Origin of the sequence: Dryocola baronae, from assembly GCF_051297175.1 — a bacterium.
GTDB lineage: Bacteria > Pseudomonadota > Gammaproteobacteria > Enterobacterales > Enterobacteriaceae > Dryocola.
Window position 1 is genome coordinate 4,499,608 of record NZ_JBINNY010000001.1, and the last position, 26,202, is coordinate 4,525,809.

The window sequence follows — 26,202 nt, forward strand, 5'->3', positions numbered from 1 at the left end:
GCAACAGCTCTCTTTTAAATTCAACTCGTTACAACACGCGCCCGGCGTGCTGCTCAAAAACCATTTAGCTTGCGATCGCGATCCCACTCTTGCGGGGTATACGTCTTGATCGATACGGCGTGAATGCGGTTATCGGCGATGAACTCCATCAGCGGCGCATAAACCGTTTGCTGCTTTTTCACGCGACTTAACTCGCCGAACAGCTCACCCACCGCAATCACCTGAAAGTGGCTACCGTCGCCGGAAACGTGGACTTCCTGGAGGGGCAGTGCGTTCATCAGCACTGTCTGAATTTCATGATTTTCCATGGGATATATATTCGTCGGTTATTGAATTAGCCACACATCTTAGAGGAAAGTGGCGTCGGCTTAAATAAGCAAAAAGCCCCCGATCTCAAGAGATCGGGGGCATGAACAGTAACGCTATGAAAACACTAGCTTGCAAAGGCAGGTAACAGGCCGTCTGGCAGGTTATAAAGTTTGACCAGCGTTTGCAGTTTGTCGCTCGCGCCCCGCAGGGCTACTTCGCTGCCCTGCTTTCTGGCAAGCGCGACCAGGTGAATAATCAGCGCAAGACCGGCGGTGTCCACGCGCGTCAACCCTGCCAGGTCAACGATCTGAGCGCCGCTCATGGCTGCCACGCGCTCCTGCCACAGAGGCTGGACGGTATCGCCGTCCAGTTCACCGGCCAGAGTCAGCACGTTACCGTCGCGTTTCCAACTCAGCTCTTCCATTACTTTTTGTTGTCCAGAGTAATCGGCTGACGAGAAATGGACTGCAGCTGCGCGGTCAGGCCGTCGATGCCTTTGGTACGCAGGATATCGCTCCACTCGTTTTGCTTGGTGGTGATCATGCTGACGCCTTCGGCGATCATGTCGTAAGCCTGCCAGTTACCGGTCTGGCTGTTTTTACGCCACTGGAAGTCCAGACGTACCGGCGGGCGGCCGTTTGGATCGACGATGGTCACACGGATAGCCACGATATCTGCATTGCCGAGCGGCTGTTCCGGCGCAATCTGGTAGGTCTGGCCGTTGTACATTGCCAGCGCCTGGCCGTAAGCCTGCTTCAGATACTCTTCAAAGGCTTTGAAGTAGGCATCACGCTGTGCCGGGGTCGCCTCTTTATAGTAGCGGCCCAGCACCAGCGCACCGGCGTATTTTACCTGTACGTACGGCAGCAGTTCCTGGCCGACGATATCGCGCAGGTAGTTTGGATTCTGACGAATTTTAGGCTGTTCGTTTTTCAGACGGTCGAAGGTTTTCTGTGCCGCTTCGCCCATCTGTTTGTAAGGATTGGTCTGGTCTGCTGCCATCGCCAGAGGCGCAATCACCAGCATGGCGATCATCACGAGACGTTTAAACATAATAATATCCTCTTTAATTAGTTCGTCGTGCCAGGCTGCGGCGCTGCTTCATTATTCTGCTCTGGCGCCGGGTGGGAATCGTCGGAACCCTGATTATCGCCATTGCCGCTCTTATACAAGAACTGGCCGATCAGGTCTTCGAGCACCAGCGCGGATTTCGTATCCTGAATGGTGCCACCGTCCTTAAGGATAGACGAGCCCAGCTCCGGGTCGTCAAAACCAAGATTCATCGCAAGATATTGTTCGCCCAGCAGGCCGGAGGTGCGAATAGCGAGCGAGCTGGTATCCGGAATGTGGTCGTAGCGCTTTTCGATTTCCATCGTGACGCGCGGCAGGTAGGTTTTCTCATCAAGCGAGATATCGTCCACGCGGCCAATGACCACGCCGCCCAGGCGAACCGGGGAGCTGATTTTCAAGCCACCGATGTTATCGAAGGTGGCGTACACGCGGTAGGTAGGCTCGCTGCGCAGCGAGGTGACGTTGGCCACTTTCAAACACAGGAAGATGATTGCCACCAGCGCAACCAGCATGAACGCCCCAACCCAAATTTCAAATTTCTTTGTTTGCATGAACTCAATTCCCAAACATCAGTGCGGTGAGCACAAAATCAAGACCAAGAACGGCCAGCGAAGCGTGCACAACGGTACGTGTCGTTGCCCGGCTAATCCCTGCGGACGTCGGAATAGCATCGTAACCATTGAATAACGCAATCCACGTTACTGTAATGGCGAACACCACGCTCTTAATGACACAGTTTACTAAATCGAGACGCCAGTTAACGGCATTCTGCATGGCAGACCAGAAGAAGCCAGCGTCAATGCCTTTCCAGTTCACGCCGACCAGCGCACCGCCCCAAATACCGACGGCCACGAAAATCAGCGTCAGCAGCGGCAGTGAGATAACCCCGGCCCAGAAGCGCGGTGAAACGACGCGCCTGAGCGGGTCGACGGCCATCATTTCCATGCTGGAAAGCTGTTCGGTCGCGCGCATCAGGCCGATTTCGGCAGTCAGCGCTGAACCGGCGCGGCCGGCAAACAGCAGCGCCGCAACCACCGGGCCAAGTTCACGCAGCAGAGAAAGCGCGACCAGCATGCCAAGGCTTGATTCCGCGCTGTAGGTGGTCAGCACCAGGTAACCCTGCAGGCCAAGCACCATGCCGATAAACAGCCCGGACACCATGATAATAATCATCGACAGCACGCCGACATTATAAAGCTGGCGCACCAGCAGCGGCGCGTGCTTGCGGAATTCCGGTTTACCGACCAGCGCGTTAAAGAGCATCAACCCGGCACGACCAAACGAGGCGCAGGTTTTTAAGCCGCGTCGCCCGAACGATGCCAGTGCGTTAAAGAGCATGATCCACTAACTCCCTGTTTCTGATAAGAGATCGGTTTGGTAGTCCGATGCGGGGTAGCGGAATGGCACGGGGCCATCCGCGATACCGTCGAGGAACTGGCGCACGCGCGGATCGTGGTTTTCACGCAGCGCTTCAGGGCTGCCCTCCGCCACGATGTGCCGATCCGCTGCAATATAAGCATAGTCAGCGATGCTCAGCACCTCGGGCACGTCGTGGGAGACAACGATACAGGTCACCCCTAACGCGTCGTTCAGTTCGGAGATAAGCTTCACCAGCACGCCCATGGTGATTGGGTCCTGGCCAACAAACGGCTCATCGAACATGATGAGATCGGGTTCGAGGGCAATAGCGCGAGCCAGCGCCGCGCGGCGTGCCATACCGCCTGACAGTTCAGAAGGCATGAGCTTTGCTGCACCGCGCAGGCCAACCGCTTCAAGCTTCATCATCACGGTGCTGTGCAGCAGCGGCTCCGGCAGGCGGCGATGTTCGCGCAGCGGATAGGCGACGTTTTCAAAGACGTTGAGATCGGTAAAAAGAGCCCCTGACTGGAAGAGCATGCTCATGCGTTTGCGCACGGTAAACAGGCGCGAACGCGACATGGCAGGAACGTTTTCGCCATCAAACAGAATTTCACCGCTATCTGGCTGGATCTGACCGCCAATCAGGCGAAGCAGCGTGGTCTTCCCTATCCCGGAAGGCCCCATTATGGCAGTGATCTTGCCTCGCGGTACGGTCAGAGAGATATTGTCGAAAATGCGCCGATCGCCCCGGGAAAAACTCACCCCACGGATGTCGACCAGATTCGTCTCTTCCTGGCTCATCATCCTTCCTTTTAAAGAGTCTGTTGATTCAGCATGGTTAAATCGCAGCGGAAACCCATCATTTTTACAGAATATTACCTGCTGCACTTAGCGAAAGCTGGCATTTGTTTTACTTTTCGGACGCATAAAGTCAGAATTAAGCACGATTGCCACCCCCTTCAGATCTGTACGCAAGCCGGGATTTACCAGGCCAGGACCGGCGATTATACCTTAATAAAGGATTTTGCATGCTGTTAGCTACGGCTCTGTTAATTATCGGTTTGCTGCTTGTGGTCTACGGTGCCGACCGCCTGGTGTTTGCCGCTTCTATACTCTGCCGCAATTTTGGGATCCCGCCGTTAATTATCGGTATGACCGTGGTAAGTATCGGCACATCTTTGCCAGAGATGATAGTCGCAGGCTCCGCCGCGCTGCACGGGCAGCTGGATTTAGCCGTCGGTACCGCGCTGGGATCCAATATCACCAACATCATGTTAATTCTTGGGCTTGCGGCGCTTTTACACCCATTTACCGTGAATTCCGATATCCTACGTCGTGAATTGCCCCTAATGTTACTCTTTAGCATCGCTGCGGGACTTTTCCTGTTCGACAGCAGTCTCAGCCGTATTGGCGGCATATTGCTGATTGCGATGGCCGTGTTGTACCTGCTGTTTATCGTCAAGATTGCGCTTCTGGCCGAGCGCCAGGGCCACGACAGCCTGACGCGCGAGCAGGTCGCGGAATTACCCCGCGACGGCAGCCGTTCGGTGGCGTTTCTTTGGCTCGCCGTGGCGCTGATTATTCTGCCCATGGCAACACGCATGGTTATCGACAACGCCACGGTTCTGGCGAACTTTTTCGGCGTAAGCCAGCTGGTTATCGGCCTGACGATAATTTCCGTCGGCACCAGCCTTCCGGAACTGGCGACTACCATAGCCGGTGCCCGTAAGGGCGAAGATGACATTGCCATCGGTAATATTATTGGCTCGAACATTTTTAATATCGCGTTTGTGCTGGGCATTCCAGCGCTGATCGCTCCGGGCGATATTGACCCGCTGGCCTTCGCCCGTGACTACTGGGTGATGTTGGCGGTAAGTGCCATTTTCGCCGTGCTTTGCTGGCGCAAGCCTCGCTCTATCGGCAAGGCGGCGGGCGCTCTGTTAACATGTGGTTTCTTGGTATGGATCGTGGTGCTGTGGTTTGTGGCATCACCAGTCGTGGGATAAAGGGGAAACGGAACTATGTCACAGATAGATTTACAGCCGGGTTTTGACTTTCAACAGGCAGGCAAGGACGTGCTGAACATTGAACGTGAAGGCCTGGCGCAGCTCGATCAATACATTAATGCCGACTTTTCCGAGGCATGTGAAAAGATTTTCTACTGCCCCGGCAAAGTGGTGGTTATGGGAATGGGGAAATCAGGCCATATCGGTAAGAAAATGGCGGCAACCTTCGCCAGTACCGGCACGCCTGCTTTCTTTGTTCATCCTGGCGAAGCGAGCCACGGCGATTTAGGCATGGTCACCGCGCAGGACGTGGTGATTGCGATTTCCAACTCCGGTGAATCCAACGAAATTCTGGCGCTGATCCCCGTTCTTAAACGCCTTCAGGTGCCGCTGATTTGCATGACCGGCCGCCCGGAAAGCGCGATGGGCCGCGCCGCTGATATCCATCTGTGCATCAAAGTCCCGCAGGAAGCCTGCCCGCTGGGCCTTGCGCCAACCACCAGCACCACGGCGACGCTGGTCATGGGCGATGCGCTGGCGGTTGCCCTGCTGAAAGCCCGCGGCTTTACCCAAGAAGATTTCGCACTTTCCCATCCGGGCGGTGCGCTGGGTCGTAAACTGTTATTACGCGTTAACGACATCATGCACACCGGCGATGAAATCCCTCACGTCAGCAAAGAGGCTTCTTTACGCGACGCGCTGCTGGAAATTACCCGTAAAAATATGGGTATGACGGTGATTTGCGATGACCTGATGAAAATCCAGGGTATCTTCACCGATGGCGACCTGCGCCGCGTCTTCGATATGGGCGTTGATTTACACACGCTTAATATCGCGGATGTGATGACCGCAGGCGGCATTCGCGTCCGTCCGGGTACGCTGGCAGTTGATGCCTTAAACCTGATGCAGTCCCGCCATATTACTTCAGTACTGGTTGCCGATGGCGACCAACTGCTCGGTGTGGTACATATGCACGACATGCTGCGCGCAGGCGTGGTTTAACAAAGGATTAGACTTAATGAGTAACCATGAAGCGTCACTCGATACCTGTTATGGGCCGGTGAGTGCTCGCGTGATGGAGCGGGCGGCCAACGTACGCCTGCTTATTCTGGATGTCGACGGCGTGATGTCTGACGGCCTTATCTACATGGGCAACAGCGGCGAAGAGCTGAAGGCCTTTAATGTGCGAGATGGCTACGGCATTCGCTGCGCCCTCACCTCCGGAATCGAAGTCGCTATTATTACCGGTCGCAAAGCCAAGCTGCTTGAAGACCGCTGCGAGACGTTGGGGATTACCCATCTTTATCAGGGCCAATCCGACAAGCTGCTGGCTTTTCGCGATCTGTTGGATAAACTCGCCGTCGCGCCGGAACAGGTGGCCTATATCGGTGATGACCTCATCGACTGGCCGGTGATGGCACAGGTTGGCGTGAGCGTTGCCGTTGCCGACGCCCATCCACTGCTGACGCCGCGCGCGGATTACGTCACACGAATCAACGGTGGGCGCGGAGCGGTACGCGAAGTCTGCGATCTTTTACTCCTTGCGCAGGGGAAGCTTGATGAGGCCAAAGGGCTATCCATATGAGTAAAACAAGGCGTTGGTTTATCATCCTGCTGGCACTGATAGCGCTCGTGCTGATCGGCATTAATCTGGCCGACCAGGATGCCGTGTCGCCCACGACCGTGAACGCTAACGAGCCAACCTATAAAAGCGAACACTCCACCACCGTGGTTTATAACCCTGAAGGGGCGCTGAACTACCGGTTAGTCGCGGAACACGTTGAATATTTCTCAGATACGGCCATTTCCTGGTTCACCAACCCGATAATGACGCAGTACGATGAAAATAAAGTAGCGACCTGGTCATTACGCTCAGATCGCGCCAAACTGACTAATGACCGAATGCTGTATCTGTACGGGAACGTTGTTCTCACGGCGCTGACGCCCGATTCGCAGCTACGCAAAATTACCACAGACAATGCGCAGGTTAACTTGATCACTCAGGATGTTGCGTCTGATGATTTGGTGACGCTGTACGGTACCAGCTTTAACTCCAGCGGCCTGAAAATGCGCGGTAATTTGCGCAGCAAGAACGCCGAGCTGATTGAAAAGGTTAGAACATCCTATGAAATCCAGAATAAACAAACTCAGCCGTAATTTAGTACTGACCAGTACGCTTTTGGCCGCCAGCTTTTCGGCCTTCGCGCTGACCGGTGATACCGATCAGCCGATTCATATTGAATCAGATCAGCAGTCGCTGGATATGCAAAGCAACATCGTTACCTTTACCGGCAACGTGGTCGTCACGCAGGGCAGTATCAAGATCAACGCCGATAAGGTTGTGGTCACGCGTCCGGGCGGCGAGCAGGGCAAAGAAGTGATCGATGGTTACGGTAATCCGGCCACCTTCTATCAGATGCAGGACAGCGGCAAGCCGGTAAAAGGCCACGCTTCCAAGATGCACTATGAGCTGCAAAACGACTTTGTGGTGTTAACCGGGGACGCGTTCCTGGAACAGCTCGACAGCAATATCAAAGGCGACAAGATTACCTATCTGGTCAAAGAACAGAAAATGCAGGCGTTTAGCGAAAAAGGTAAGCGCGTAACCACGATTCTGGTGCCTTCACAATTGCAGAATAAAGACGGCAAGGCGGCACCCGCTCCAGCACCGAAAAAGAGTAACTAATTCGTTATGGCAACTTTAATCGCGAAGAACCTCGCCAAGGCTTATAAAGGCCGCCGCGTGGTGGAAGACGTAAGTCTGACCGTTAAATCCGGCGAAATTGTCGGCCTGCTCGGCCCGAACGGCGCGGGTAAGACCACGACGTTTTATATGGTTGTGGGCATCGTCTCGCGCGATGCGGGCAATATCATTATCGATGATGAAGATATCTCCATGCTGCCGCTGCACGCGCGCGCGCGCCGTGGCATCGGCTATTTGCCGCAGGAAGCTTCCATTTTCCGCCGTCTGAGCGTGTTTGATAACCTGATGGCCGTGCTGCAAATCCGTGACGATCTCACGCCCGAGCAGCGCGACGACCGCGCAAACGAGCTGATGGAAGAGTTCCACATCGAGCATTTGCGTAACAACCTCGGCCAGTCGCTGTCCGGTGGTGAACGCCGTCGCGTGGAAATCGCTCGCGCTTTAGCGGCGAATCCAAAATTTATTCTGCTCGATGAACCTTTTGCGGGCGTTGACCCCATTTCGGTCATCGACATCAAGCGAATTATCGAACACCTGCGCGACAGCGGGCTCGGTGTGCTGATTACTGACCATAACGTACGTGAAACCCTCGCGGTTTGTGAACGCGCTTATATCGTCAGCCAGGGCCACCTAATCGCCCACGGCGCGCCAGCAGAAATTCTGGAAGATGAGCACGTTAAGCGCGTCTATCTGGGCGAAGAGTTCAGACTCTGATAGGGTAGGAAGAATTAAACTGTAGATCTGAGGATACCCGCTCTGAATATGAAGCAAGGTTTGCAGCTTAGGCTTAGCCAACAGCTTGCTATGACTCCCCAGCTGCAACAGGCCATCCGCCTGCTGCAGCTGTCGACGTTGGAGTTACAGCAGGAACTTCAGCAAGCGCTGGAAAGTAACCCACTGCTTGAGCAAACCGACCTGCATGAAGAAATCGACTCCCTCGAAGCGCGCGAAGAAGAAGCGGCGCTGGACACCCGTGAGGCTCTGGAACAAAAAGAGATGCCTGACGAACTCCCGCTGGACGCGAGCTGGGACGAAATCTACACCGCAGGAACCCCTTCCGGCACCGGCACCGACTACATCGACGACGAGCTGCCTGTTTATCAGGGCGAAACCACCCAGTCGCTTCAGGATTACCTGATGTGGCAAGTAGATCTCACTCCTTTTACCGAAACCGACATTGCTATCGCCACGTCCATCGTCGACGCCGTTGACGAAACGGGCTACCTCACCGTACCGCTGGAAGACATTCTGGAAAGCATGGGCAACGACGAGGTCAGCCTTGATGAGATCGAGGCGGTGCTTAAGCGCATTCAGCGTTTCGACCCGGTTGGCGTCGCCGCGCGCGATCTGCGCGACTGCCTGCTGATTCAGCTATCCCAATACGCGAAAGAAACGCCGTGGCTGAGCGAAGCCCGTCTTATCGTAAGCGAGCATCTGGATCTGCTGGCAAACCACGATTTCCGCAGCCTGATGCGCGTCACCCGCCTCAAAGAAGAAGTGCTGAAAGAGGCGATGTGTCTGATTCAATCTCTGGATCCGCGCCCCGGCCAGTCCATCCAAACCGGCGAACCCGAATACGTAATCCCGGACGTGCTGGTCCGTAAAGCACAGGGAAAATGGACCGTGGAGCTCAATTCAGATAGCATTCCACGCCTGAAAATAAACCAGCAGTATGCCGCGCTCGGCACCAGCAGCAGAAGCGACAGCGATTCGCAGTACATCCGCAGCAATCTGCAGGATGCGAAATGGCTGATCAAAAGCCTGGAAAGCCGTAACGATACGCTGCTGCGCGTCAGCCGTTGTATCGTCGAGCAGCAGCAAGGTTTTTTTGAGCACGGCGAAGAACACATGAAGCCGATGGTGCTGGCCGATATCGCGCAGGCGGTGGAAATGCACGAGTCCACCATATCGCGCGTAACGACGCAGAAATATCTGCACAGCCCGCGAGGCATTTTTGAACTGAAGTATTTCTTCTCGAGTCACGTGAATACCGAAGGCGGTGGCGAAGCCTCCTCCACGGCGATTCGCGCGCTGGTGAAGAAGTTAATTGCTGCGGAAAACCCCGCGAAACCTCTTAGCGACAGCAAGTTAACGACTATGCTGTCAGATCAGGGGATCATGGTGGCACGCCGCACTGTTGCGAAGTATCGAGAGTCTTTATCCATACCACCGTCAAACCAGCGTAAGCAGCTGGTGTGACCCAACTGATAAGGAAGACACTATGCAGCTCAACATTACAGGACAAAATGTCGAAATCACCGACGCGTTACGCGATTTTGTGAATGCGAAATTTGCCAAACTGGAGCAGTACTTCGAACGCATTAATCAGGTCTACATTGTGTTAAAAGTGGAAAAAGTCACCCACCTTGCAGATGCGACGCTGCACGTGAACGGGGGTGAGCTGCATGCCAGTGCCGAAGGGCAGGACATGTACGCGGCCATTGATGGCCTGATCGATAAACTGGCTCGCCAGTTAACTAAACATAAAGATAAACTAAAACAACATTGATAATCCGGGTGTCTGTTTACGCCTCGACGGCTCGTTGTCCCAAGGTCAACGGGCCGTTAGCTTAACAGGGTGCTCAGGTGAACTTATGATGAACAACGATTCCGTTCTACAACTTAGTCATGTCCTTAACCAGGAATGTACCCGAAGTGGTGTCCACTGCCAGAGCAAGAAACGCGCTTTGGAAATCATCAGCGAACTGGCTGCAAAACAGCTCGGTCTACCGCCGCAGGTCGTGTTTGAAGCGGTGCTGACACGCGAACGCATGGGGAGTACCGGCATCGGCAATGGTATCGCCATTCCTCACGGGAAACTTGAAGAGGATACCCTGCGCGCCGTGGGGGTGTTCATCCAGCTGGAGACGCCAATCGCCTTTGATGCAATTGATAACCAGCCGGTCGACCTGCTGTTTGCCCTGCTGGTGCCAGCGGATCAGACCAAGACGCATCTGCACACCTTGTCACTGGTGGCTAAACGCCTGGCGGACAAAACCATTTGCCGCCGCCTGCGGGCTGCACTTAGCGACGAAGAGCTTTATCAGATCATTACCGATACCGAAAACGGTAGTGAAAGTGAATAATCTGGCCGCGGTATCGTCTATGCCGCAGCTTGAGAAGTCGGGGGAGTAAAGACATGGTGCTGATGATTGTCAGCGGCCGCTCTGGTTCAGGGAAGTCTGTAGCCTTGCGTGCACTGGAAGATATGGGGTTCTACTGCGTGGATAACCTGCCAGTAGTGCTACTGCCGGAACTGGCAAAAACCCTCGCGGAACGGCAAATCTCGGCGGCGGTCAGCATCGACGTGCGCAACATGCCGGAAAACCCGGAGATTTTCGAGCAGGCGATGACCAATCTGCCTGATACGTTTTCCCCGCAGCTCCTGTTCCTCGACGCGGACCGCAACACGTTGATCCGCCGCTACAGCGACACCCGCCGTTTACACCCGCTTTCAAGCAAGAACCTGTCGCTGGAAAGCGCCATCGATGAAGAAAGCGATCTGCTCGAACCGCTGAAGTCGCGCGCGGATTTGATCATCGACACCTCAGAAATGTCGGTGCACGAGCTGGCTGAAATGCTGCGTACCCGCCTGCTGGGCAAACGCGAACGCGAGCTGACGATGGTCTTTGAATCCTTCGGCTTCAAGCACGGTATTCCCATCGATGCCGATTACGTGTTTGACGTACGCTTCCTGCCGAACCCGCACTGGGACCCGAAACTGCGTCCGATGACCGGTTTGGATCGCCCGGTCGCCGCGTTCCTCGACCGCCACACGGAAGTGCACAATTTTATTTACCAGACGCGCAGCTATCTTGAGCTATGGTTACCGATGCTGGAAACCAACAACCGCAGCTACCTGACCGTAGCCATCGGCTGTACCGGCGGTAAGCACCGTTCGGTTTACATCGCCGAGCAGTTGGCCGACTACTTCCGCTCGCGCGGCAAGAACGTTCAGTCTCGTCACCGTACGCTGGAAAAACGCAAAACATGACCGTAAAACATACCGTTGAGATCACCAATAAGCTGGGCATGCACGCGCGCCCGGCCATGAAGCTCTTTGAGCTGGTGCAGAGTTTTGATGCAGAAGTGATGCTGCGGAATGAAGCGGGAACCGAGGCGGAAGCCAGCAGCGTCATCGCGCTGCTGATGCTCGATTCTGCCAAGGGCGGGCAAATCGAAATCGAAGTGACCGGCCCGCAGGAAGAGCAGGCGCTGGCAGCGGTTATCGCGCTGTTCAACGCCGGGTTCGACGAAGACTAATCTATTTTAAATCGTGCTGCGCCAGGAAAGGCTCCCCGCCCAGCTGGCGCATCTGCCGCAAAATCCACTGCTGACGCTGACGCACGTAGCCTGACGGCGCGTTCGCTTTAAAACGGATCGGGTTAGGCAGCACGGCGGCAAGCATGGCCGCTTCCGAAGCACTCAGCCGGCTGGCGGGCTTGTGGAAATAACGCTGCGCGGCGGCTTCCACCCCGAAAGTCCCTTCCCCGAATTCCGCGATATTGAGATAAACCGTCAGAATGCGGCGCTTGCTCCACACCATTTCCATGCCCACCGTTAGCCCCGCCTCCAGACCTTTGCGTATCCAGCTTCTTCCATCCCACAGAAACAGGTTTTTCGCCGTTTGCTGCGATATCGTCGACGCCCCGCGCACGCGCTTTTCGTTACGCTCGTTATGCGAAATGGCCTTCTCGATAGAATCCATGTCAAAGCCCCAGTGTTCGGGGAATTTCTGGTCTTCGGCCGCAATCACCGCAAGCGGCATCCACGGCGAGATCTCGTCCATGCTCACCCAGTCCGAATGCGCTACGTAGCCGAAATCTCCGCTGAGCCAGGCGCTAAGCTGGCGCTCCGCCATGACGGCTGAGAAGGGAACCGGTAAAAAGCTAAAGAGGAGGATGCCCGCAACCCACAGCCCGGCGACGGCCAGCACGGCCCGCAACACCCAGCGCTTGAAGAATGTCCCGAGCGCAAAACGCCCTTTCCTCATGCGCTAAGGTCCAGTACGCGCGCCACTAGCTTTTCGATACCCGCCGCGGCTTCATCAATGCGCGTCGCCAGCATGTAGGCCGGTGTGGTGACGACCTTGTGCTCTTCATCGACCACGATATCATCCACCGGGCAAGGTACGTGCTCGGCGCCCATCACTTCGAGCATTTCCGCGAGGTCGATATCGGTGCCGATAGTCAGGCGCACCGGCATAGCCAAAATTTTAGGCAGCATGGCCGGGGCAATGCACATGAAGCCCAGCGGCTTGCCCTGCGCGTGCAGGTCGCAAGCCAGCCGACGCAGATCGCTATCAACAAGGCAGTCGATACCGCTGGCGGCAAAGCTGCTGAGGTTTTTCGCCGCGCCGAAGCCGCCGGGAACAATCAGCGCATCCAGCTCATTTGCATTGGCCTCCGCAAGAGGCGTTATCGCGCCACGGGTAATTCTCGCGGCTTCGACCAGAACGTTTCGCCCTTCGCCCGTTGCGTCATTTGTCAGGTGATTGATTACGTCTGCTTGAGTTTTATCGGGTGCAAAGCAGACGGCTTCAGCGCCAGAACGCGCAATCGCCAGCAGCGTAATTACCGCCTCGTGAATCTCGCTGCCGTCGTAGACGCCGCAGCCGCTGAGCACCACGCCAACCTTCTTCATATGGCCTTTCCTTTTCCGTCCGGCGACCATAATTATCAGTTATGGTAATTAGGCCGCTATGGTTCACACATTTTACTGATTCACGTAACAAACTTTTTAGGATTTGCTATCTTAATTGCTGAGCAGCCCGCGATTTGCCGGTTGTGCCTTTTAACGCCCAATAATTAATAATCGGCGCAACCCTAATTTTCCCTGGTGTTGGCGCAGTATTCGCGCACCCCGGTTTATCCGGGGTCATTTTTTAGGGGCGTTTGCCACCCAGGCTTTCAGCACATCAACATCGTGCTGCCATTCCTGCTTCAGCTCTTCGATCCATTCACCAACATTATCTGACCAGGCTGGAAGATCCGGCGACTGAATCTGCTGGGCAACCTGCTGTAAATGACGCAGGCCAACCGAGCCCGCCGCGCCTTTAATTTTATGCCCTTCTTCCACCACGCCTTTGTTATCGCGGGCAGTCATATTTGATTCAAGAATGCTAATGTATCCCGGCATCATTTTTTCAAACATCGCCAGCCCATCGGTAATCAGTTTCGGACCGACTAATTCCATGTACTGCTCGAGCATCGGTATATCGAGTAACGCTTGCTGTTTATCGCTATCAACTTGGGTCATTACGGATTCCTTCTCGGTGTCAGACTGTTGGTTATCCCAGAATTTCTGGATCACGGCCATCAGCGCCGGTACGGCAAGCGGCTTGCTCAGTACGTCATCCATTCCTGCATCCAGATACTCTTTTTTGTCTTTCAGCACGTTCGCCGTCAACGCCACCAGCGGCGGGAGATCTTCCTTGGCGAAGCGAACGTTCAGCTCGCGGGAAATATCCAGCCCGGTCATGTCCGGCAGCTGGATATCCAGCAGCACCAGGTCGTACTCGCCCGGCGTGAATTTTTCCAGCGCCTCTTTGCCCGTCATGGCAACGTCTACACTATTGCCCAGCTTCTCAAGCACCGAGCGGGCGACGATCACGTTCAGCTCGATATCTTCCACCAGCAGCACGTGCAGCGCAGGCAGCGGCATATCGTCATCGTCCAGCGTATCTTCCACCTCATCGGCCACGCGCGGCGCTTTTATAGTGAGGGTGAAAAGCGAGCCTTCGCCCGGGCTGCTGCTGACGGTGATATCCCCGCCCATGCTTTTCGCCAGGCGACGGGAAACCGCAAGCCCGATGCCGGTACCGGTAGCCGGTTTACCGCCGTTGATATCCTTCACCTGATAATACATGGCGAAGATTTTGTCCTGCTCGTTCTGCGGAATGCCAATACCGGAATCCTGCACTTCGAAGCGCAGCGTCTCTTCGTCCTCACAGCGCACGCGCACCGAAACCTGCCCGCCCTTCGGCGTAAACTTCACGGCGTTGCTGATCAGATTCCAGAGGATCTGGCGCAGGCGCGTGCCGTCCGTCACCACCTTGTGCGGCAGCGGCAGCGTCGGATCCATAATAAACGTCAGCCCCTTCTGCTGCGCCTGCAGCCCGGAGAGGTTTTCAAGGTCGGCCAGGAAGCCGGTGAAATCAACCTGCTGGTTATCCAGCTGAACCTTGTGCCGTTCAAGCTTATCCATGTCGATAATATCGTTGAAGATATTGCCGAGGGTGATGGCGGAAACGTGGATGGTTTTCAGGTAGTTGGTCTGCTCGGCGTTCAGCTCGGTATCCAGCAGGATACGGCTCAGGCCGACGATGCCGTTAAGCGGCGTACGCAGCTCGTGGCTGATGGTAGAGATAAAGGTGGTCTTGTCCCGGCTGGCGCGCTCCAGCGCATCCTGATAGCGCTTACGCTCCGTGATATCGCGCCCAAAGCCCATCAGGCCGTGGCGCTTGCCCACGCGGTCATAATAGGGAACCTTACGAATTTCGAAGCACGCTTTGCGCCCGTCAGGATAGTCCAGCCACTGTTCGTAGGTCAGAGAAACGTTGTGGCGGAAGACCTTTTCATCGGTTTCGATAACCTTTTGCGCCGCCTCCGGCGAGTAGACATCCTGCGGCTTCAGGTTAACCAGCTGCTTCTCGCTTTTGCCGGTCAGCAGCTCCATCGCGCGGTTGCAGCCGGAGAATTCTTTATCTTCATTGCGATAGAAAACGAGGTCCGGCGAGGCGTCGAGGAACGAACGCAGGAATGAAGACTGCTGCTCGAGGCGAATCTGCGTTTCCTCACGCTCCTGCATCTCTACCTTGAGCTGCTCCAGCATGGTCTGGCGTTCGTCTTCCGCCTTAACACGGTCGGCGATTTCCTGATTCAGCTGGGCGATATTGTCCTTGAGCTGCACGTTCAGCTTGAGATCGCGCTCGCGCATCTCTTCGAGCTTATCGACAAGCTTCGACAGCCGCTGGCGCGACTCCTCAAGCTGCTCAACCACGACCGAAAGGAAATAGACCGCCCAGGGCGTAATCAGCAGGCCAAAGAAGATGGAACGCACCACATCGATGCTCTCGACTTCGCCGCGCAGCAGCATGGTGACCGCCATCTGCACGAAGATGGCGAGCACCACCAGCGCCGAGGCCAGCAGGAGCGAGAAGCGCACGAGCCCGAGCTTCACCATTAAATCAACGTAATACTGCGCCAGTAACCGGATTTGCTTCATGGAACGTTTCCTTCGCCAACAATCCGCTAAATATACCGCAAAAAGGCGTAACGCTCAGGAATTACGAGATAAGAGTGGGATCCCACGGGGTGCCAAGCGCCGATCCCTGCGGGCCGTGCTCGAGCAAATACCTGTCGATTTCGACCATGCCGGTCCAGCGGTTTTCGCACCACAGCGGGGCCAGCAGCGTAGGGCGGCGGGCGCTGGCGGAGATGCGATGGTAGACGACATCAAGCGGCGTGTGGCGAATCATCTCCCCCGCCGTCACCGTATATTCTTCCAGCTCAATGCCCTGTAGCCGCCCGGCCTGCCAGCTTTTTGCCATGGTGCTGCCCGCAACGATATGCAGCGGATGAAGCTTGATGCCGTCCACGCCGGTCTCAACAACTTTCTCCAGCGTTTCCATGCAGTGCGTCTGCCCTTCTCCCGGCAGGCCGACGATAAGGTGGCTGCACACCCGCAGGCCACGCTCGCGGGCGCGGCGGGTGGTTTCCTGATAGCAGGCAAAGTCGTGGCCGCGGTTGATGCGGTGCAGGGTTTTGTCGTGCGCGGTTTGCAGGCCCAGCTCCAGCCAGACCTCGTAGCCCCGCTCGTGATATTCGCTGAGCAAATCCAGCACGCTGTCCGGCACGCAGTCGGGCCGCGTGCCCACGCACAGGCCGACGATATTCGCCTGGCCGATAGCCTGCTGGTACATGGAGCGCAGCACCTGAACCTCTGCCCAGGTGCTGGTGTAGGCCTGGAAGTAAGCAAGATAGTGCTGGGCGCGGTTAACCTGCTTCGCCTGGTGCGCGAGCTGTTCGGCAATCGAGTTATGCTGCTGCGCTTCGTCAGCAAAGGAGGCGACGTTGCAAAACGTACAGCCGCCGCGGCCGATGGTGCCGTCGCGGTTGGGGCAGCTAAAACCGCCGTGCAGCGTGAGTTTATGGACTTTATGCCCGTGGCGGCGAGTAAGATCCCCACCAAACATATTGACTAATTTCTGTAACTGCATAATCTGATGGGCCGGCCCGAAAAAGGGGCTTAGCCTGCCATTTTCTGCGTTAATCGGCGATGACCTGGATCAATCGCTCTGGCGCAGCTTTATCTATTGCATAATCAAGCAAAATAAGTGCAACACTATTCACCCAGCAATGCCATTACATTTGCTTATATACACGTCGATTATTGAAAGAATATGACGGCTGGTGAAAAACAGTGTCATGCTGCACGCCAACGACGGATAGCAGCACAACGTGCTGGCAATATCAGCATAGTCAGCATGGTCTGGACTTTTGCTGGCTTGCAGACAGTGAGAGAGATCACATAACCCGCCTCGTTCCCCGGCCATGCAATCAGCCCCAAAAAGACAAAATAACCTTTATCATCAGCCAGTTAATCACCTCTTAGCACAATTACGTATAAATAAGAATGCCATTTGACCTGTCCCAGCTTTCCCGATAACTTGGAAATCCGCTGGAAGCTTTCTGGATGGGTTCTGTGCCCATCATATTTATGCAGTAATTTAGATTCCCTCTAAAGCAAGTCCTCAACACTTGTGACACCGGATGCGTTGGACATGAAGAGGGCGACACGCGAGGTAAGCGTAGATGCGCAAACCCCGTCGCCATGCCCTTGCTGCGCCCACGCGCAAACGGTATCGGGAATCACGTAGAGCCTGGGGAGGTTCACTGATATGTTGTACGATAAATCCCTTGAGAAGGATAACTGTGGTTTCGGCCTGATCGCCCACATAGAAGGCGAACCTAGCCACAAGGTAGTGCGTACCGCTATTCACGCACTGGCCCGAATGCAGCACCGTGGTGCAATACTCGCCGATGGCAAAACCGGCGACGGTTGCGGCCTGCTATTACAAAAGCCCGACCGTTTCTTCCGCATCGTTGCCGAAGAGCGCGGCTGGCGTTTGGCTAAAAACTATGCCGTAGGCATGATTTTCTTAAGCAAGGACCCCGTTCTTGCCGAAGCAAGCCGCCGTATTGTTGAAGAAGAGCTACAGAACGAAACCCTGTCGATCGTTGGCTGGCGCGAAGTGCCGACCAACGAAGACGTGCTCGGTGAAATCGCCCTCTCCTCCAAGCCTCGCATCGAACAAATTTTTGTTAATGCACCTGCCGGCTGGCGCCCGCGCGATATGGAACGTCGCCTGTTTATCGCCCGTCGCCGCATTGAAAAACGCATCCAGGATGATAAAGACTTCTACGTTTGTAGCCTGTCAAACCTGGTTAACATCTATAAAGGTCTGTGTATGCCGGCGGATTTGCCGCGCTTTTACCTGGACCTGGCGGACCTGCGTCTGGAATCGGCCATTTGCCTGTTCCACCAGCGCTTCTCCACCAACACCGTGCCGCGCTGGCCGCTGGCACAGCCGTTCCGCTACCTGGCCCATAACGGTGAGATCAACACCATCACCGGTAACCGCCAGTGGGCGCGCGCGCGTACCTACAAATTCCAGACCCCGCTGATCCCCGATCTGCACGATGCTGCGCCATTCGTTAACGAAACCGGCTCGGACTCCAGCTCGATGGATAACATGCTTGAACTGCTGTTAGCGGGCGGCATGGACATCGTGCGCGCCATGCGCCTGCTTGTTCCGCCAGCCTGGCAGAACAACCCGAACATGGACCCGGAGCTGCGCGCGTTCTTCGACTTTAACTCCATGCACATGGAGCCGTGGGACGGCCCGGCCGGTATCGTTATGTCCGACGGGCGTTTCGCCGCCTGTAACCTTGACCGTAACGGCCTGCGCCCTGCCCGCTACGTCATCACCAAAGACAAGCTCATTACCTGCGCCTCAGAAGTCGGCATCTGGGACTACCAGCCGGACGAAGTGGTGGAAAAAGGCCGCGTAGGCCCGGGCGAGCTTATGGTTATCGACACCCGCGTGGGCCGCATCCTTCACTCCGCGGAAACCGATGACGACTTAAAGAGCCGCCACCCTTATAAAGAGTGGATGGAAAACAACGTCCGTCGCCTGGTGCCGTTTGAAGACCTGCCGGACGAAGAAGTGGGCACGCGCGAACTGGATGACGATACGCTCGCCAGCTTCCAGAAGCAGTTTAACTACAGCAGCGAAGAGCTGGATTCCATCCTGCGCGTGCTGGGCGAAAACGGCCAGGAAGCGGTTGGCTCGATGGGCGACGATACGCCGTTTGCCGTGCTTTCCAGCCAGCCTCGTATTATCTACGACTACTTCCGCCAGCAGTTTGCGCAGGTGACCAACCCGCCTATCGATCCGCTGCGTGAAGCCCACGTAATGTCGCTTGCCACCAGCATCGGCCGCGAAATGAACGTCTTCTGCGAAGCGGAAGGCCAGGCGCACCGCCTGAGCTTCAAATCGCCGATCCTGCTGTGGTCTGATTTCCAGCAGCTTACGCAGCTCGAAGAGCAGCATTACCGCGCCGACACGCTGGACATCACCTACGACGTCACCACCCAATCGCTGCACGAAACCGTCAGCGCCCTGTGCGACGAGGCCGAGCGCATGGTGCGCAGCGGCACCGTTCTGCTGGTGCTGTCTGACCGCAACATTGCCAAAAACCGCCTGCCGGTTCCGGCCCCGATGGCGGTCGGTGCGATCCAGACTCGCCTCGTTGAGAAGAGCCTACGCTGCGACGCCAACATCATCGTTGAAACCGCCTCCGCCCGCGACCCGCACCACTTCGCCGTGCTGCTGGGCTTTGGCGCAACGGCAATTTACCCGTACCTCGCCTACGAATCGCTGGCAAGGCTGGTCGATACCGGCGCTATCGACAAAAACTACCGCAGCGTGATGCAGAACTACCGCAACGGCATCAACAAAGGGCTGTACAAGATCATGTCCAAAATGGGCATCTCGACTATCGCCTCCTACCGCTGCTCAAAGCTGTTCGAAGCAGTCGGCCTGCATAAAGAAGTCTCCGAACTGTGCTTCCAGGGCGTGGTCAGCCGCATCGGCGGTGCGGGCTTTAACGACTTCCAGCAGGATTTGCTGAACCTTTCCAAGCGCGCGTGGCTGGTCCGCAAGCCGCTGGATCAGGGTGGCCAGCTGAAGTTCGTCCACGGCGGCGAATATCACGCCTACAACCCGGACGTGGTGCAGACGCTGCAAAAAGCCGTGAACAGCGGCGAGTACAAAGATTATCAAGAGTACGCGAAGCTTGTGAACGAACGCCCGGTGGCAACGCTGCGCGATATGCTGGCGCTGAATCCGCAGGGTGAAAGCGTACGCATTGAAGACGTTGAGCCAGCCGCCGAGCTGTACAAACGCTTCGACACCGCCGCCATGTCCATCGGCGCGTTAAGCCCGGAAGCGCACGAATCCTTAGCTGAAGCGATGAACAGCATCGGCGGGAACTCCAACTCCGGCGAAGGCGGCGAAGACCCGGCGCGCTACGGCACCAACAAAGTGTCGCGCATCAAGCAGGTCGCTTCCGGCCGCTTCGGCGTGACGCCAGCCTACCTGGTCAACGCCGACGTTATTCAGATTAAAGTGGCCCAGGGCGCGAAACCTGGCGAAGGCGGTCAGCTGCCCGGCGATAAAGTTACGCCATACATCGCCAAGCTGCGCTATTCCGTGCCGGGCGTGACGCTGATTTCACCTCCGCCACATCACGATATCTATTCGATTGAAGACCTGGCACAGCTGATTTTCGACCTGAAACAGGTTAACCCGAAGGCGATGATTTCCGTGAAGCTGGTTTCCGAACCGGGCGTCGGCACCATCGCCACCGGCGTGGCAAAAGCCTATGCGGACCTGATTACTATCGCGGGCTACGACGGCGGCACGGGCGCAAGCCCGCTCTCTTCCGTGAAGTACGCGGGCTGTCCGTGGGAGCTGGGCCTTGTGGAAACACAGCAGGCGCTGGTCGCTAACGGCTTACGCCATAAGATCCGCCTGCAGGTTGATGGCGGCCTGAAAACCGGCCTCGACATCATCAAAGCGGCGATCCTCGGCGCTGAAAGCTTCGGCTTCGGTACCGGCCCGATGGTGGCACTGGGCTGCAAATACCTGCGTATTTGCCACCTCAACAACTGCGCGACGGGCGTTGCAACCCAGGACGAAAAGCTGCGTAAGAACCACTATCACGGCCTGCCGTTCAAAGTGACCAACTACTTTGAGTTTATCGCGCGCGAAACGCGTGAGCTGATGGCGCAGCTGGGCGTAAAGCGCCTGGTGGATCTGATTGGCCGCACCGACCTGCTCAAAGAGCTGGACGGCTTCACCGCCAAGCAGCAAAACCTCGACCTGTCGAACCTGCTGAAAACGGCGGAGCCAATGCCGGGCAAAGCGGTTTACTGCACCGAGCACAACCCGCCGTTTGATAAAGGCGATCTGAACGCGCAGCTGCTGGCTCAGGCTAAGCAGTACGTGGACGACAAGCAGAGCAAAACGTTCTGGTTTGATATCCGCAACACCGACCGTTCGGTAGGGGCGATGCTTTCTGGCTATATCGCGCAGCACAACGGCGACCAGGGGCTGGCGGCAGATCCAATCAAAGCGCACTTTAGCGGAACCGCGGGCCAGAGCTTCGGCGTGTGGAACGCGGGCGGCGTTGAGCTGCACCTGACCGGCGATGCCAACGACTACGTGGGCAAAGGCATGGCGGGCGGCCTGATCTCCCTGCGTCCTCCGGTAGGCTCAGCCTTCCGCAGCCATGAAGCGACGATCATCGGCAACACCTGCCTGTACGGCGCAACCGGCGGCAAGCTTTACGCCGCAGGCCGCGCGGGCGAACGTTTCGCGGTGCGTAACTCCGGTGCTATCACCGTGGTTGAAGGCATTGGCGATAACGGCTGTGAATACATGACCGGCGGCATCGTCTGCGTCATCGGCAAAACCGGCGTCAACTTCGGCGCGGGCATGACCGGCGGCTTCGCCTACGTGCTCGACGAAGACGGCGATTTCCGTAAGCGCGTTAACCCTGAGCTTGTTGAGCTGCTCAGCGTTGAAGATCTGGCGATCCACGAAGAGCACCTGCGCGGCATGATTACCGAGCACGTGCAGCTGACGGGCTCCCAGCGCGGCGAAGAGATCCTGGCGAACTGGCCAACCTTCGCGGCGAAATTCACGCTGGTTAAACCGAAGTCCAGTGATGTCAAAGCATTGTTGGGTCACCGTAGTCGTTCCGCAGCCGAGCTGCGGGTGCAGGCGCAGTAAGAGGTCACGATGAGTCAAAACGTATATCAATTTATCGACTTACAGCGCGTTGATCCGCCAAAGAAACCGCTCAAGATCCGTAAGATCGAATTTGTAGAAATTTATGAGCCGTTCTCGGAAGGCCAGGCCAAAGCACAGGCAGACCGCTGCCTGTCCTGCGGCAACCCGTACTGCGAATGGAAATGCCCGGTTCATAACTACATTCCTAACTGGCTGAAGCTTGCCAACGAAGGGCGCATTATCGAAGCGGCTGAATTGTCTCACCAGACGAACAGCCTGCCAGAAGTGTGCGGCCGCGTTTGCCCGCAGGACCGCCTGTGTGAAGGCTCCTGCACGCTGAACGACGAGTTTGGCGCGGTCACCATCGGCAACATCGAGCGCTATATCAACGATAAAGCGATCGAGATGGGCTGGAAGCCGGATCTGACCGGCGTGAAGCAAACCGGCAAACGCGTGGCGATTATCGGCGCGGGCCCGGCGGGCCTGGCCTGTGCGGACGTGCTGGCGCGCAACGGGGTGAAGGCGGTGGTTTATGACCGCCATCCGGAAATCGGCGGCCTGCTGACCTTCGGTATTCCGGCGTTCAAGCTGGAAAAAGAAGTGATGACCAAACGCCGCGAAATCTTCAGCGGCATGGGTATCGAATTCAAACTCAATACCGAAGTGGGCCGCGACGTCCACATCGACGACCTGCTGAGCGAGTTTGACTCCGTGTTCCTGGGCGTGGGCACCTATCAGTCCATGCGCGGCGGTTTAGAGAATGAAGATGCGCCAGGCGTGTTCGACGCGCTGCCGTTCCTCATCGCCAATACCAAGCAGATCATGGGCTTCGGGGATTCTGCCGAAGAGCCGTACGTGAATATGGAAGGTAAACGCGTGGTGGTGCTGGGCGGCGGTGATACCGCGATGGACTGCGTGCGCACTTCCGTTCGCCAGGGCGCAACGCACGTTATCTGTGCCTATCGCCGTGACGAGGAGAACATGCCGGGCTCACGCCGCGAGGTTAAAAACGCGCGTGAAGAAGGCGTGGAATTCCAGTTCAACGTGCAGCCGCTGGGCGTGGAGATTAACGCAAACGGTAAGGTATCAGGCGTGAAGTTTGCCCGTACCGAACTGGGCGCGCCGGATGCCAACGGCCGCCGTCGCCCGGAAATCGTCGCCGGTTCCGAGCACGTGGTGCCTGCCGATGCGGTGGTGATGGCGTTTGGCTTCCGTCCGCACAGCATGCAGTGGCTTGAGAAGCACAGCGTCGAGCTGGACAGCCAGGGCCGCATTATCGCCCCGGAAGGCAGCGAGAACGCGTTCCAGACCAGCAACCCGAAAATCTTCGCCGGTGGCGATGCGGTGCGCGGATCCGACCTTGTGGTGACGGCGATTGCCGAAGGCCGCAAGGCGGCAGACGGGATTTTGAATTTCCTCGAGGTGTAGTTTGTGTCGGGTGGCGCATTATTAACCAGCCGACAAACCTCGTAAAAACGTAGGGTGGATAAGCGTAAGCGCCATCCACCAACTTTGTTAAAAAGCCCGGAAGTAATCCTCCGGGCTTTTTTTATCCCTCAAGCACGCTGCGGTGCACCTTTATCACCACTTTCTTAATCTCCTCCGACTCGTCCACTACGCACCCCGGCCTGTGGGGCTCAAGCGGCATAAACACGGCGAACTGGCCCGGGCGCAGCGTGAGCGTTTGTTCCGCTCCTATGCGGCTACACAGCTGGTAGTCCTCTTCGACGTGTAACTCTTCACAGCCTCGCGCGCTTTCATACAGGCCATAAAAAATCCGCTCGCTGCCCTTTAGCAGCACCTGAATATCGATGTACTCGCGATGCTGCTCGGCTTTTTTCTCTTCGGCCGGCCGGGTGGCGAACTCCATTACGTTCATAAACATCGTTTCGCCCTGTAGCGGATAGCTTCCCGGCGCCTTGTGCTGCGGATTTTCCGCCAGCGCCAGGCGAATGGCTTTGATCAATGCCGCGGGCAATCCTGCGGACTCAGGGTAGAGGCTCTCTCCGATAATCATGATATGACTTCCTGTGCTAAAAGCGCGGCCCCGAGGAGGCCGGCATTGTGTTGATGGCGAGCAGCGAGCAGCGGAACGCGATAGATTGCAGGCTCCTCTTGAAGACAGGTGCGAACCGCATCGAGATACCCTTCGCTCAGGCCGACACTGCCGCCGATAACGACGCGCTGGCAGTCGGTTGTTGCCTTCACATCGGCAATCAGCCTCGCCAGCACCTGGGCCGAGCGCTGCTTTAACGCGGTGGCCTGTGCATGTCCCCGCGCCGCGAGGGAAAAGATCGATTTGGCATCTTTTCCTGCCAAATCACCCGTTGCCCCAGCCGCGATGCCGCGCCCGGAGGCGATTGCCTCTACGCAGCCTGTGCGCCCGCAGCCGCAGCGCGGCCCGTTTGGGTCGGCAAGCGTATGGCCGAGGTGGCCCGCAAGCCCGCCCGCGCCCGGCAGCAGCCTGCCGCCGCTGATGATGCCGCCCCCGACGCCCGTTGAAACCGTTAGAAAGACCATCTCTTCGATATCTTCCCGCAGTGAACGATACTCCGCCCAGGCCGCAGCCTGTGCATCGTTCACCGCGATGCAGGGCAATCGGGCCAGGCGCGCCACCGTTTCAACCAGCGGGAAGCGGGCAAGGCCGCCGAGATTTTCCGGGTTAATGGCGTTAAGCACGCCATTTTGAATGATTCCCGTGGAGGCGATCGCCACACGCTGCGCCCCCGCTACCAGCGGAGCGATCAGTTCTGCAAGGCTCGCCTCGAGCGCGTCTGGCGTTTTGCTGGCAGGCGTGGGTAGCTCACGCCTTGCGATAATATTCTGCTGACCGTCTACCCGCGCGGCGGCGAGTTTAGTGCCGCCGAGGTCGATAGCTAACGTGCTCATTTCACCACCTTGTGAACCAGAGCCGCTTTACGGGCTGGCTGCCGCGCACCGCTAAACGGCCTGCCGTCTACGGCATCATGGGTGCGAACGGCCTGCGGATGTATCCAGCGCTGGATGCGCGACGGCATATCAAGGCCGATAAGCAGGATCACCACAAAGGTCAGGCTGAACGACAGCGAGGCCAGCGCGGTGCCTAAATCAAGGCGTTGGGCGATGGTCGCGCCGATGACCGGTGCAAGCGCCCCGCCGAGCGCGCCGACGTTATAGGTGAAGCCCAGGCCTGCCGCGCGCTGTTCGGTATCGAAATATCCCCCGATAAGCTTGGGCAGAATGCCGGATATCCCCTGGCCGAGCATCTGCTGGAAGAACAGCAGCAGGCCCAGCACCCAGATGTTTCCGCCGCCAATGGCGAACACCGGAATTATCAGCAGCTGCGAAACCAGCAGGCTGCAAACGTAGGCTTTTCGCGTGCCCAGCCAGTCGCCGAGGAAGCCGCCCACGCAGCAGCCAACCGCCGCGCCGAAGCCGCTAAAGAACAGCACGTGGGCAACCGTCGCGGGATCGTAGAGCAGTTCAGTTTTCAGATAAGTGGGCAGCAGCGCCTGAATCGGCCAGGAGTAGAGGAAGGCGAAGAACACCACCACCATCAGCGTGACGCCCGTCGGCCAGCGCTTGCCGCTGCTTTGCACCATAAAGCTGATGAAAACCCCGGCACAGATAAGCCCCAGTACGGCAATCAGCGCCGCGTTGCCCAGATTGCCCGCGAAGCAGAAGTAGAGCGCGGCCGCAACCACGCCGGTCAGGGCGATGTTAAGGATTCTGTGTTCACCGCGATAAAGAATATCAACCATGGTTTTAACCGGTTTTTTATCGGCAAACTTCTCGTGCCAGTCTTCCGCCTCGGGGATATTTTTCCGCAGCCACAGGGCGAAGATAATCGGCAGAATGCCGATGAAAAACAGGGCGCGCCAGCCCCACACCGGGACCACAACGCTGTAGACCTGAGCGGCCAGCACGGCGCCAACGGAGAAGCCGGAGATTAAAAAACCGCTCGCTTTGTTGCGCAGGTGCTTTGGCCAGCTTTCGATAACGTAGGTCGCGCTGGAGCCGTATTCCCCCGCCATCCCCATGCCGATCACCAGGCGGGCGATAAACATTGTCGTAAAGCCAGGCGCAAAGCCGCAGGCCAGGGTGCCCACGGAGAACAGGACGATGCTGGTGATCATCGCAAGCTTGCGCCCGTAGCGGTCGCCCATCGCGCCAAGCACCAGGCCGCCAAACCAGCGGGAGATAAACGCCGCCGAGATAAGGCTCGCGGCCTGTACGGTGGTCAGGCCAAATTCACTTTGTATTTCGGTAAGGACTAACGCTATCAGGACAAAATCAAAACCATCCAGCAAGTAGCCGATCCAGGCGGCGGAAAAGGCCTTCCACTGCGGCTTTGTTAAATGGCGATACCACGGGATCTGTTGGGTAGTGTTATTCATAAAGCACTCCCGGCG

At 56.9% G+C, this 26,202-nt stretch carries 26 protein-coding genes; 13 read left to right on the forward strand and 13 right to left on the reverse strand.

Going from position 1 to position 26,202, the window contains the following annotated elements:
* Window positions 1-53: 53 nt before the first annotated feature.
* The 6 genes from ibaG to mlaF all read right to left on the reverse strand — a co-directional run bounded on the left by ibaG (window position 54) and on the right by mlaF (window position 3,540).
* The gene (ibaG, locus tag ACSPHG_RS21215; protein ID WP_121266380.1) at window positions 54-308 is read right to left on the reverse strand and encodes a BolA family iron metabolism protein IbaG; all 255 of its coding nucleotides are present in this window, start codon (window positions 306-308) and stop codon (window positions 54-56) included.
* A 125-nt stretch (window positions 309-433) separates the two neighbouring features.
* A complete protein-coding gene (gene mlaB / locus ACSPHG_RS21220) occupies window positions 434-733 on the reverse strand; it encodes a lipid asymmetry maintenance protein MlaB (protein WP_435955481.1) in 300 nt (99 codons plus the stop codon).
* Window positions 733-1,362 carry a phospholipid-binding protein MlaC gene (gene mlaC, locus ACSPHG_RS21225; protein ID WP_435955482.1) on the reverse strand — a complete coding sequence of 210 codons (630 nt, stop codon included), beginning with the start codon at window positions 1,360-1,362 and terminating at the stop codon, window positions 733-735. The genes mlaB and mlaC overlap by 1 nt, the downstream gene beginning before the upstream one ends.
* 17 nt (window positions 1,363-1,379) lie before the next feature.
* Window positions 1,380-1,931, reverse strand: a complete 552-nt coding sequence (gene mlaD / locus ACSPHG_RS21230) for an outer membrane lipid asymmetry maintenance protein MlaD (protein WP_435955483.1) — start codon at window positions 1,929-1,931, stop codon at window positions 1,380-1,382.
* A gap of 4 nt (window positions 1,932-1,935) precedes the next feature.
* Window positions 1,936-2,718: a lipid asymmetry maintenance ABC transporter permease subunit MlaE gene (gene mlaE, locus ACSPHG_RS21235; protein WP_435955484.1), complete on the reverse strand. Its 783-nt coding sequence runs from the start codon at window positions 2,716-2,718 to the stop codon at window positions 1,936-1,938.
* Between the two features lie 6 nt (window positions 2,719-2,724).
* The gene (mlaF, locus tag ACSPHG_RS21240; RefSeq protein ID WP_435955485.1) at window positions 2,725-3,540 is read right to left on the reverse strand and encodes a phospholipid ABC transporter ATP-binding protein MlaF; all 816 of its coding nucleotides are present in this window, start codon (window positions 3,538-3,540) and stop codon (window positions 2,725-2,727) included.
* Window positions 3,541-3,767: 227 nt separating this feature from the next.
* Between mlaF and ACSPHG_RS21245 the strand changes: the two genes are divergently transcribed.
* The 11 genes from ACSPHG_RS21245 to npr all read left to right on the forward strand — a co-directional run bounded on the left by ACSPHG_RS21245 (window position 3,768) and on the right by npr (window position 11,712).
* Complete coding sequence (locus ACSPHG_RS21245; protein ID WP_435955486.1) at window positions 3,768-4,745, forward strand: calcium/sodium antiporter; 978 nt, start codon at window positions 3,768-3,770, stop codon at window positions 4,743-4,745.
* A 15-nt stretch (window positions 4,746-4,760) separates the two neighbouring features.
* A complete protein-coding gene (gene kdsD, locus ACSPHG_RS21250) occupies window positions 4,761-5,747 on the forward strand; it encodes an arabinose-5-phosphate isomerase KdsD (RefSeq protein WP_435955487.1) in 987 nt (328 codons plus the stop codon).
* Window positions 5,748-5,763: 16 nt separating this feature from the next.
* Window positions 5,764-6,330: a 3-deoxy-manno-octulosonate-8-phosphatase KdsC gene (gene kdsC, locus ACSPHG_RS21255; RefSeq protein ID WP_435955488.1), complete on the forward strand. Its 567-nt coding sequence runs from the start codon at window positions 5,764-5,766 to the stop codon at window positions 6,328-6,330.
* Entirely contained in the window at window positions 6,327-6,902 is a 576-nt protein-coding gene (gene lptC, locus ACSPHG_RS21260; RefSeq protein ID WP_435955489.1) for an LPS export ABC transporter periplasmic protein LptC, read from the forward strand. The genes kdsC and lptC overlap by 4 nt, the downstream gene beginning before the upstream one ends.
* Complete coding sequence (lptA, locus tag ACSPHG_RS21265) at window positions 6,871-7,431, forward strand: lipopolysaccharide ABC transporter substrate-binding protein LptA (protein WP_435955490.1); 561 nt, start codon at window positions 6,871-6,873, stop codon at window positions 7,429-7,431. Before lptC ends, lptA begins: the two co-directional genes overlap by 32 nt.
* A gap of 6 nt (window positions 7,432-7,437) precedes the next feature.
* Window positions 7,438-8,163: an LPS export ABC transporter ATP-binding protein gene (gene lptB / locus ACSPHG_RS21270; protein WP_435955491.1), complete on the forward strand. Its 726-nt coding sequence runs from the start codon at window positions 7,438-7,440 to the stop codon at window positions 8,161-8,163.
* 48 nt (window positions 8,164-8,211) lie between these two features.
* Window positions 8,212-9,648 carry an RNA polymerase factor sigma-54 gene (rpoN, locus tag ACSPHG_RS21275; protein WP_435955492.1) on the forward strand — a complete coding sequence of 479 codons (1,437 nt, stop codon included), beginning with the start codon at window positions 8,212-8,214 and terminating at the stop codon, window positions 9,646-9,648.
* A gap of 22 nt (window positions 9,649-9,670) precedes the next feature.
* Window positions 9,671-9,958, forward strand: coding sequence for a ribosome hibernation promoting factor (gene hpf / locus ACSPHG_RS21280; RefSeq protein WP_121266403.1), 288 nt, complete (start codon window positions 9,671-9,673; stop codon window positions 9,956-9,958).
* Window positions 9,959-10,043: 85 nt separating this feature from the next.
* Window positions 10,044-10,535, forward strand: a complete 492-nt coding sequence (gene ptsN, locus ACSPHG_RS21285) for a PTS IIA-like nitrogen regulatory protein PtsN (RefSeq protein ID WP_435955493.1) — start codon at window positions 10,044-10,046, stop codon at window positions 10,533-10,535.
* Between the two features lie 53 nt (window positions 10,536-10,588).
* Window positions 10,589-11,443 carry an RNase adapter RapZ gene (gene rapZ, locus ACSPHG_RS21290; protein ID WP_271128024.1) on the forward strand — a complete coding sequence of 285 codons (855 nt, stop codon included), beginning with the start codon at window positions 10,589-10,591 and terminating at the stop codon, window positions 11,441-11,443.
* The gene (gene npr, locus ACSPHG_RS21295; protein ID WP_167614575.1) at window positions 11,440-11,712 is read left to right on the forward strand and encodes a PTS phosphocarrier protein NPr; all 273 of its coding nucleotides are present in this window, start codon (window positions 11,440-11,442) and stop codon (window positions 11,710-11,712) included. The genes rapZ and npr overlap by 4 nt, the downstream gene beginning before the upstream one ends.
* A gap of 1 nt (window position 11,713) precedes the next feature.
* Here the strand turns inward: npr and mtgA are convergent, their stop codons facing one another.
* The 4 genes from mtgA to mnmL all read right to left on the reverse strand — a co-directional run bounded on the left by mtgA (window position 11,714) and on the right by mnmL (window position 16,669).
* Entirely contained in the window at window positions 11,714-12,442 is a 729-nt protein-coding gene (gene mtgA / locus ACSPHG_RS21300; protein ID WP_435955494.1) for a monofunctional biosynthetic peptidoglycan transglycosylase, read from the reverse strand.
* Complete coding sequence (gene elbB / locus ACSPHG_RS21305; RefSeq protein WP_435955495.1) at window positions 12,439-13,092, reverse strand: isoprenoid biosynthesis glyoxalase ElbB; 654 nt, start codon at window positions 13,090-13,092, stop codon at window positions 12,439-12,441. Before elbB ends, mtgA begins: the two co-directional genes overlap by 4 nt.
* A gap of 234 nt (window positions 13,093-13,326) precedes the next feature.
* Window positions 13,327-15,675, reverse strand: coding sequence for an aerobic respiration two-component sensor histidine kinase ArcB (gene arcB / locus ACSPHG_RS21310; protein WP_435955497.1), 2,349 nt, complete (start codon window positions 15,673-15,675; stop codon window positions 13,327-13,329).
* Between the two features lie 61 nt (window positions 15,676-15,736).
* Window positions 15,737-16,669, reverse strand: a complete 933-nt coding sequence (gene mnmL, locus ACSPHG_RS21315) for a tRNA modification radical SAM protein MnmL/YtqA (protein ID WP_435955498.1) — start codon at window positions 16,667-16,669, stop codon at window positions 15,737-15,739.
* A 681-nt stretch (window positions 16,670-17,350) separates the two neighbouring features.
* Here mnmL and gltB point away from each other — a divergent pair.
* Both gltB and ACSPHG_RS21325 read left to right on the forward strand, forming a co-directional pair.
* Window positions 17,351-21,811 carry a glutamate synthase large subunit gene (gene gltB, locus ACSPHG_RS21320; protein WP_435955499.1) on the forward strand — a complete coding sequence of 1,487 codons (4,461 nt, stop codon included), beginning with the start codon at window positions 17,351-17,353 and terminating at the stop codon, window positions 21,809-21,811.
* 9 nt (window positions 21,812-21,820) lie between these two features.
* The gene (locus tag ACSPHG_RS21325) at window positions 21,821-23,239 is read left to right on the forward strand and encodes a glutamate synthase small subunit (RefSeq protein ID WP_435955500.1); all 1,419 of its coding nucleotides are present in this window, start codon (window positions 21,821-21,823) and stop codon (window positions 23,237-23,239) included.
* A gap of 121 nt (window positions 23,240-23,360) precedes the next feature.
* Here the strand turns inward: ACSPHG_RS21325 and nanQ are convergent, their stop codons facing one another.
* The 3 genes from nanQ to ACSPHG_RS21340 are packed head-to-tail and all read right to left on the reverse strand — an operon-like array spanning window position 23,361 to window position 26,187.
* The gene (gene nanQ / locus ACSPHG_RS21330) at window positions 23,361-23,828 is read right to left on the reverse strand and encodes an N-acetylneuraminate anomerase (protein WP_435955501.1); all 468 of its coding nucleotides are present in this window, start codon (window positions 23,826-23,828) and stop codon (window positions 23,361-23,363) included.
* Window positions 23,825-24,700, reverse strand: coding sequence for an N-acetylmannosamine kinase (gene nanK / locus ACSPHG_RS21335; RefSeq protein ID WP_435955502.1), 876 nt, complete (start codon window positions 24,698-24,700; stop codon window positions 23,825-23,827). The genes nanQ and nanK overlap by 4 nt, the downstream gene beginning before the upstream one ends.
* Window positions 24,697-26,187 carry an MFS transporter gene (locus ACSPHG_RS21340; RefSeq protein WP_435955503.1) on the reverse strand — a complete coding sequence of 497 codons (1,491 nt, stop codon included), beginning with the start codon at window positions 26,185-26,187 and terminating at the stop codon, window positions 24,697-24,699. Before ACSPHG_RS21340 ends, nanK begins: the two co-directional genes overlap by 4 nt.
* Window positions 26,188-26,202 lie beyond the last annotated feature (15 nt).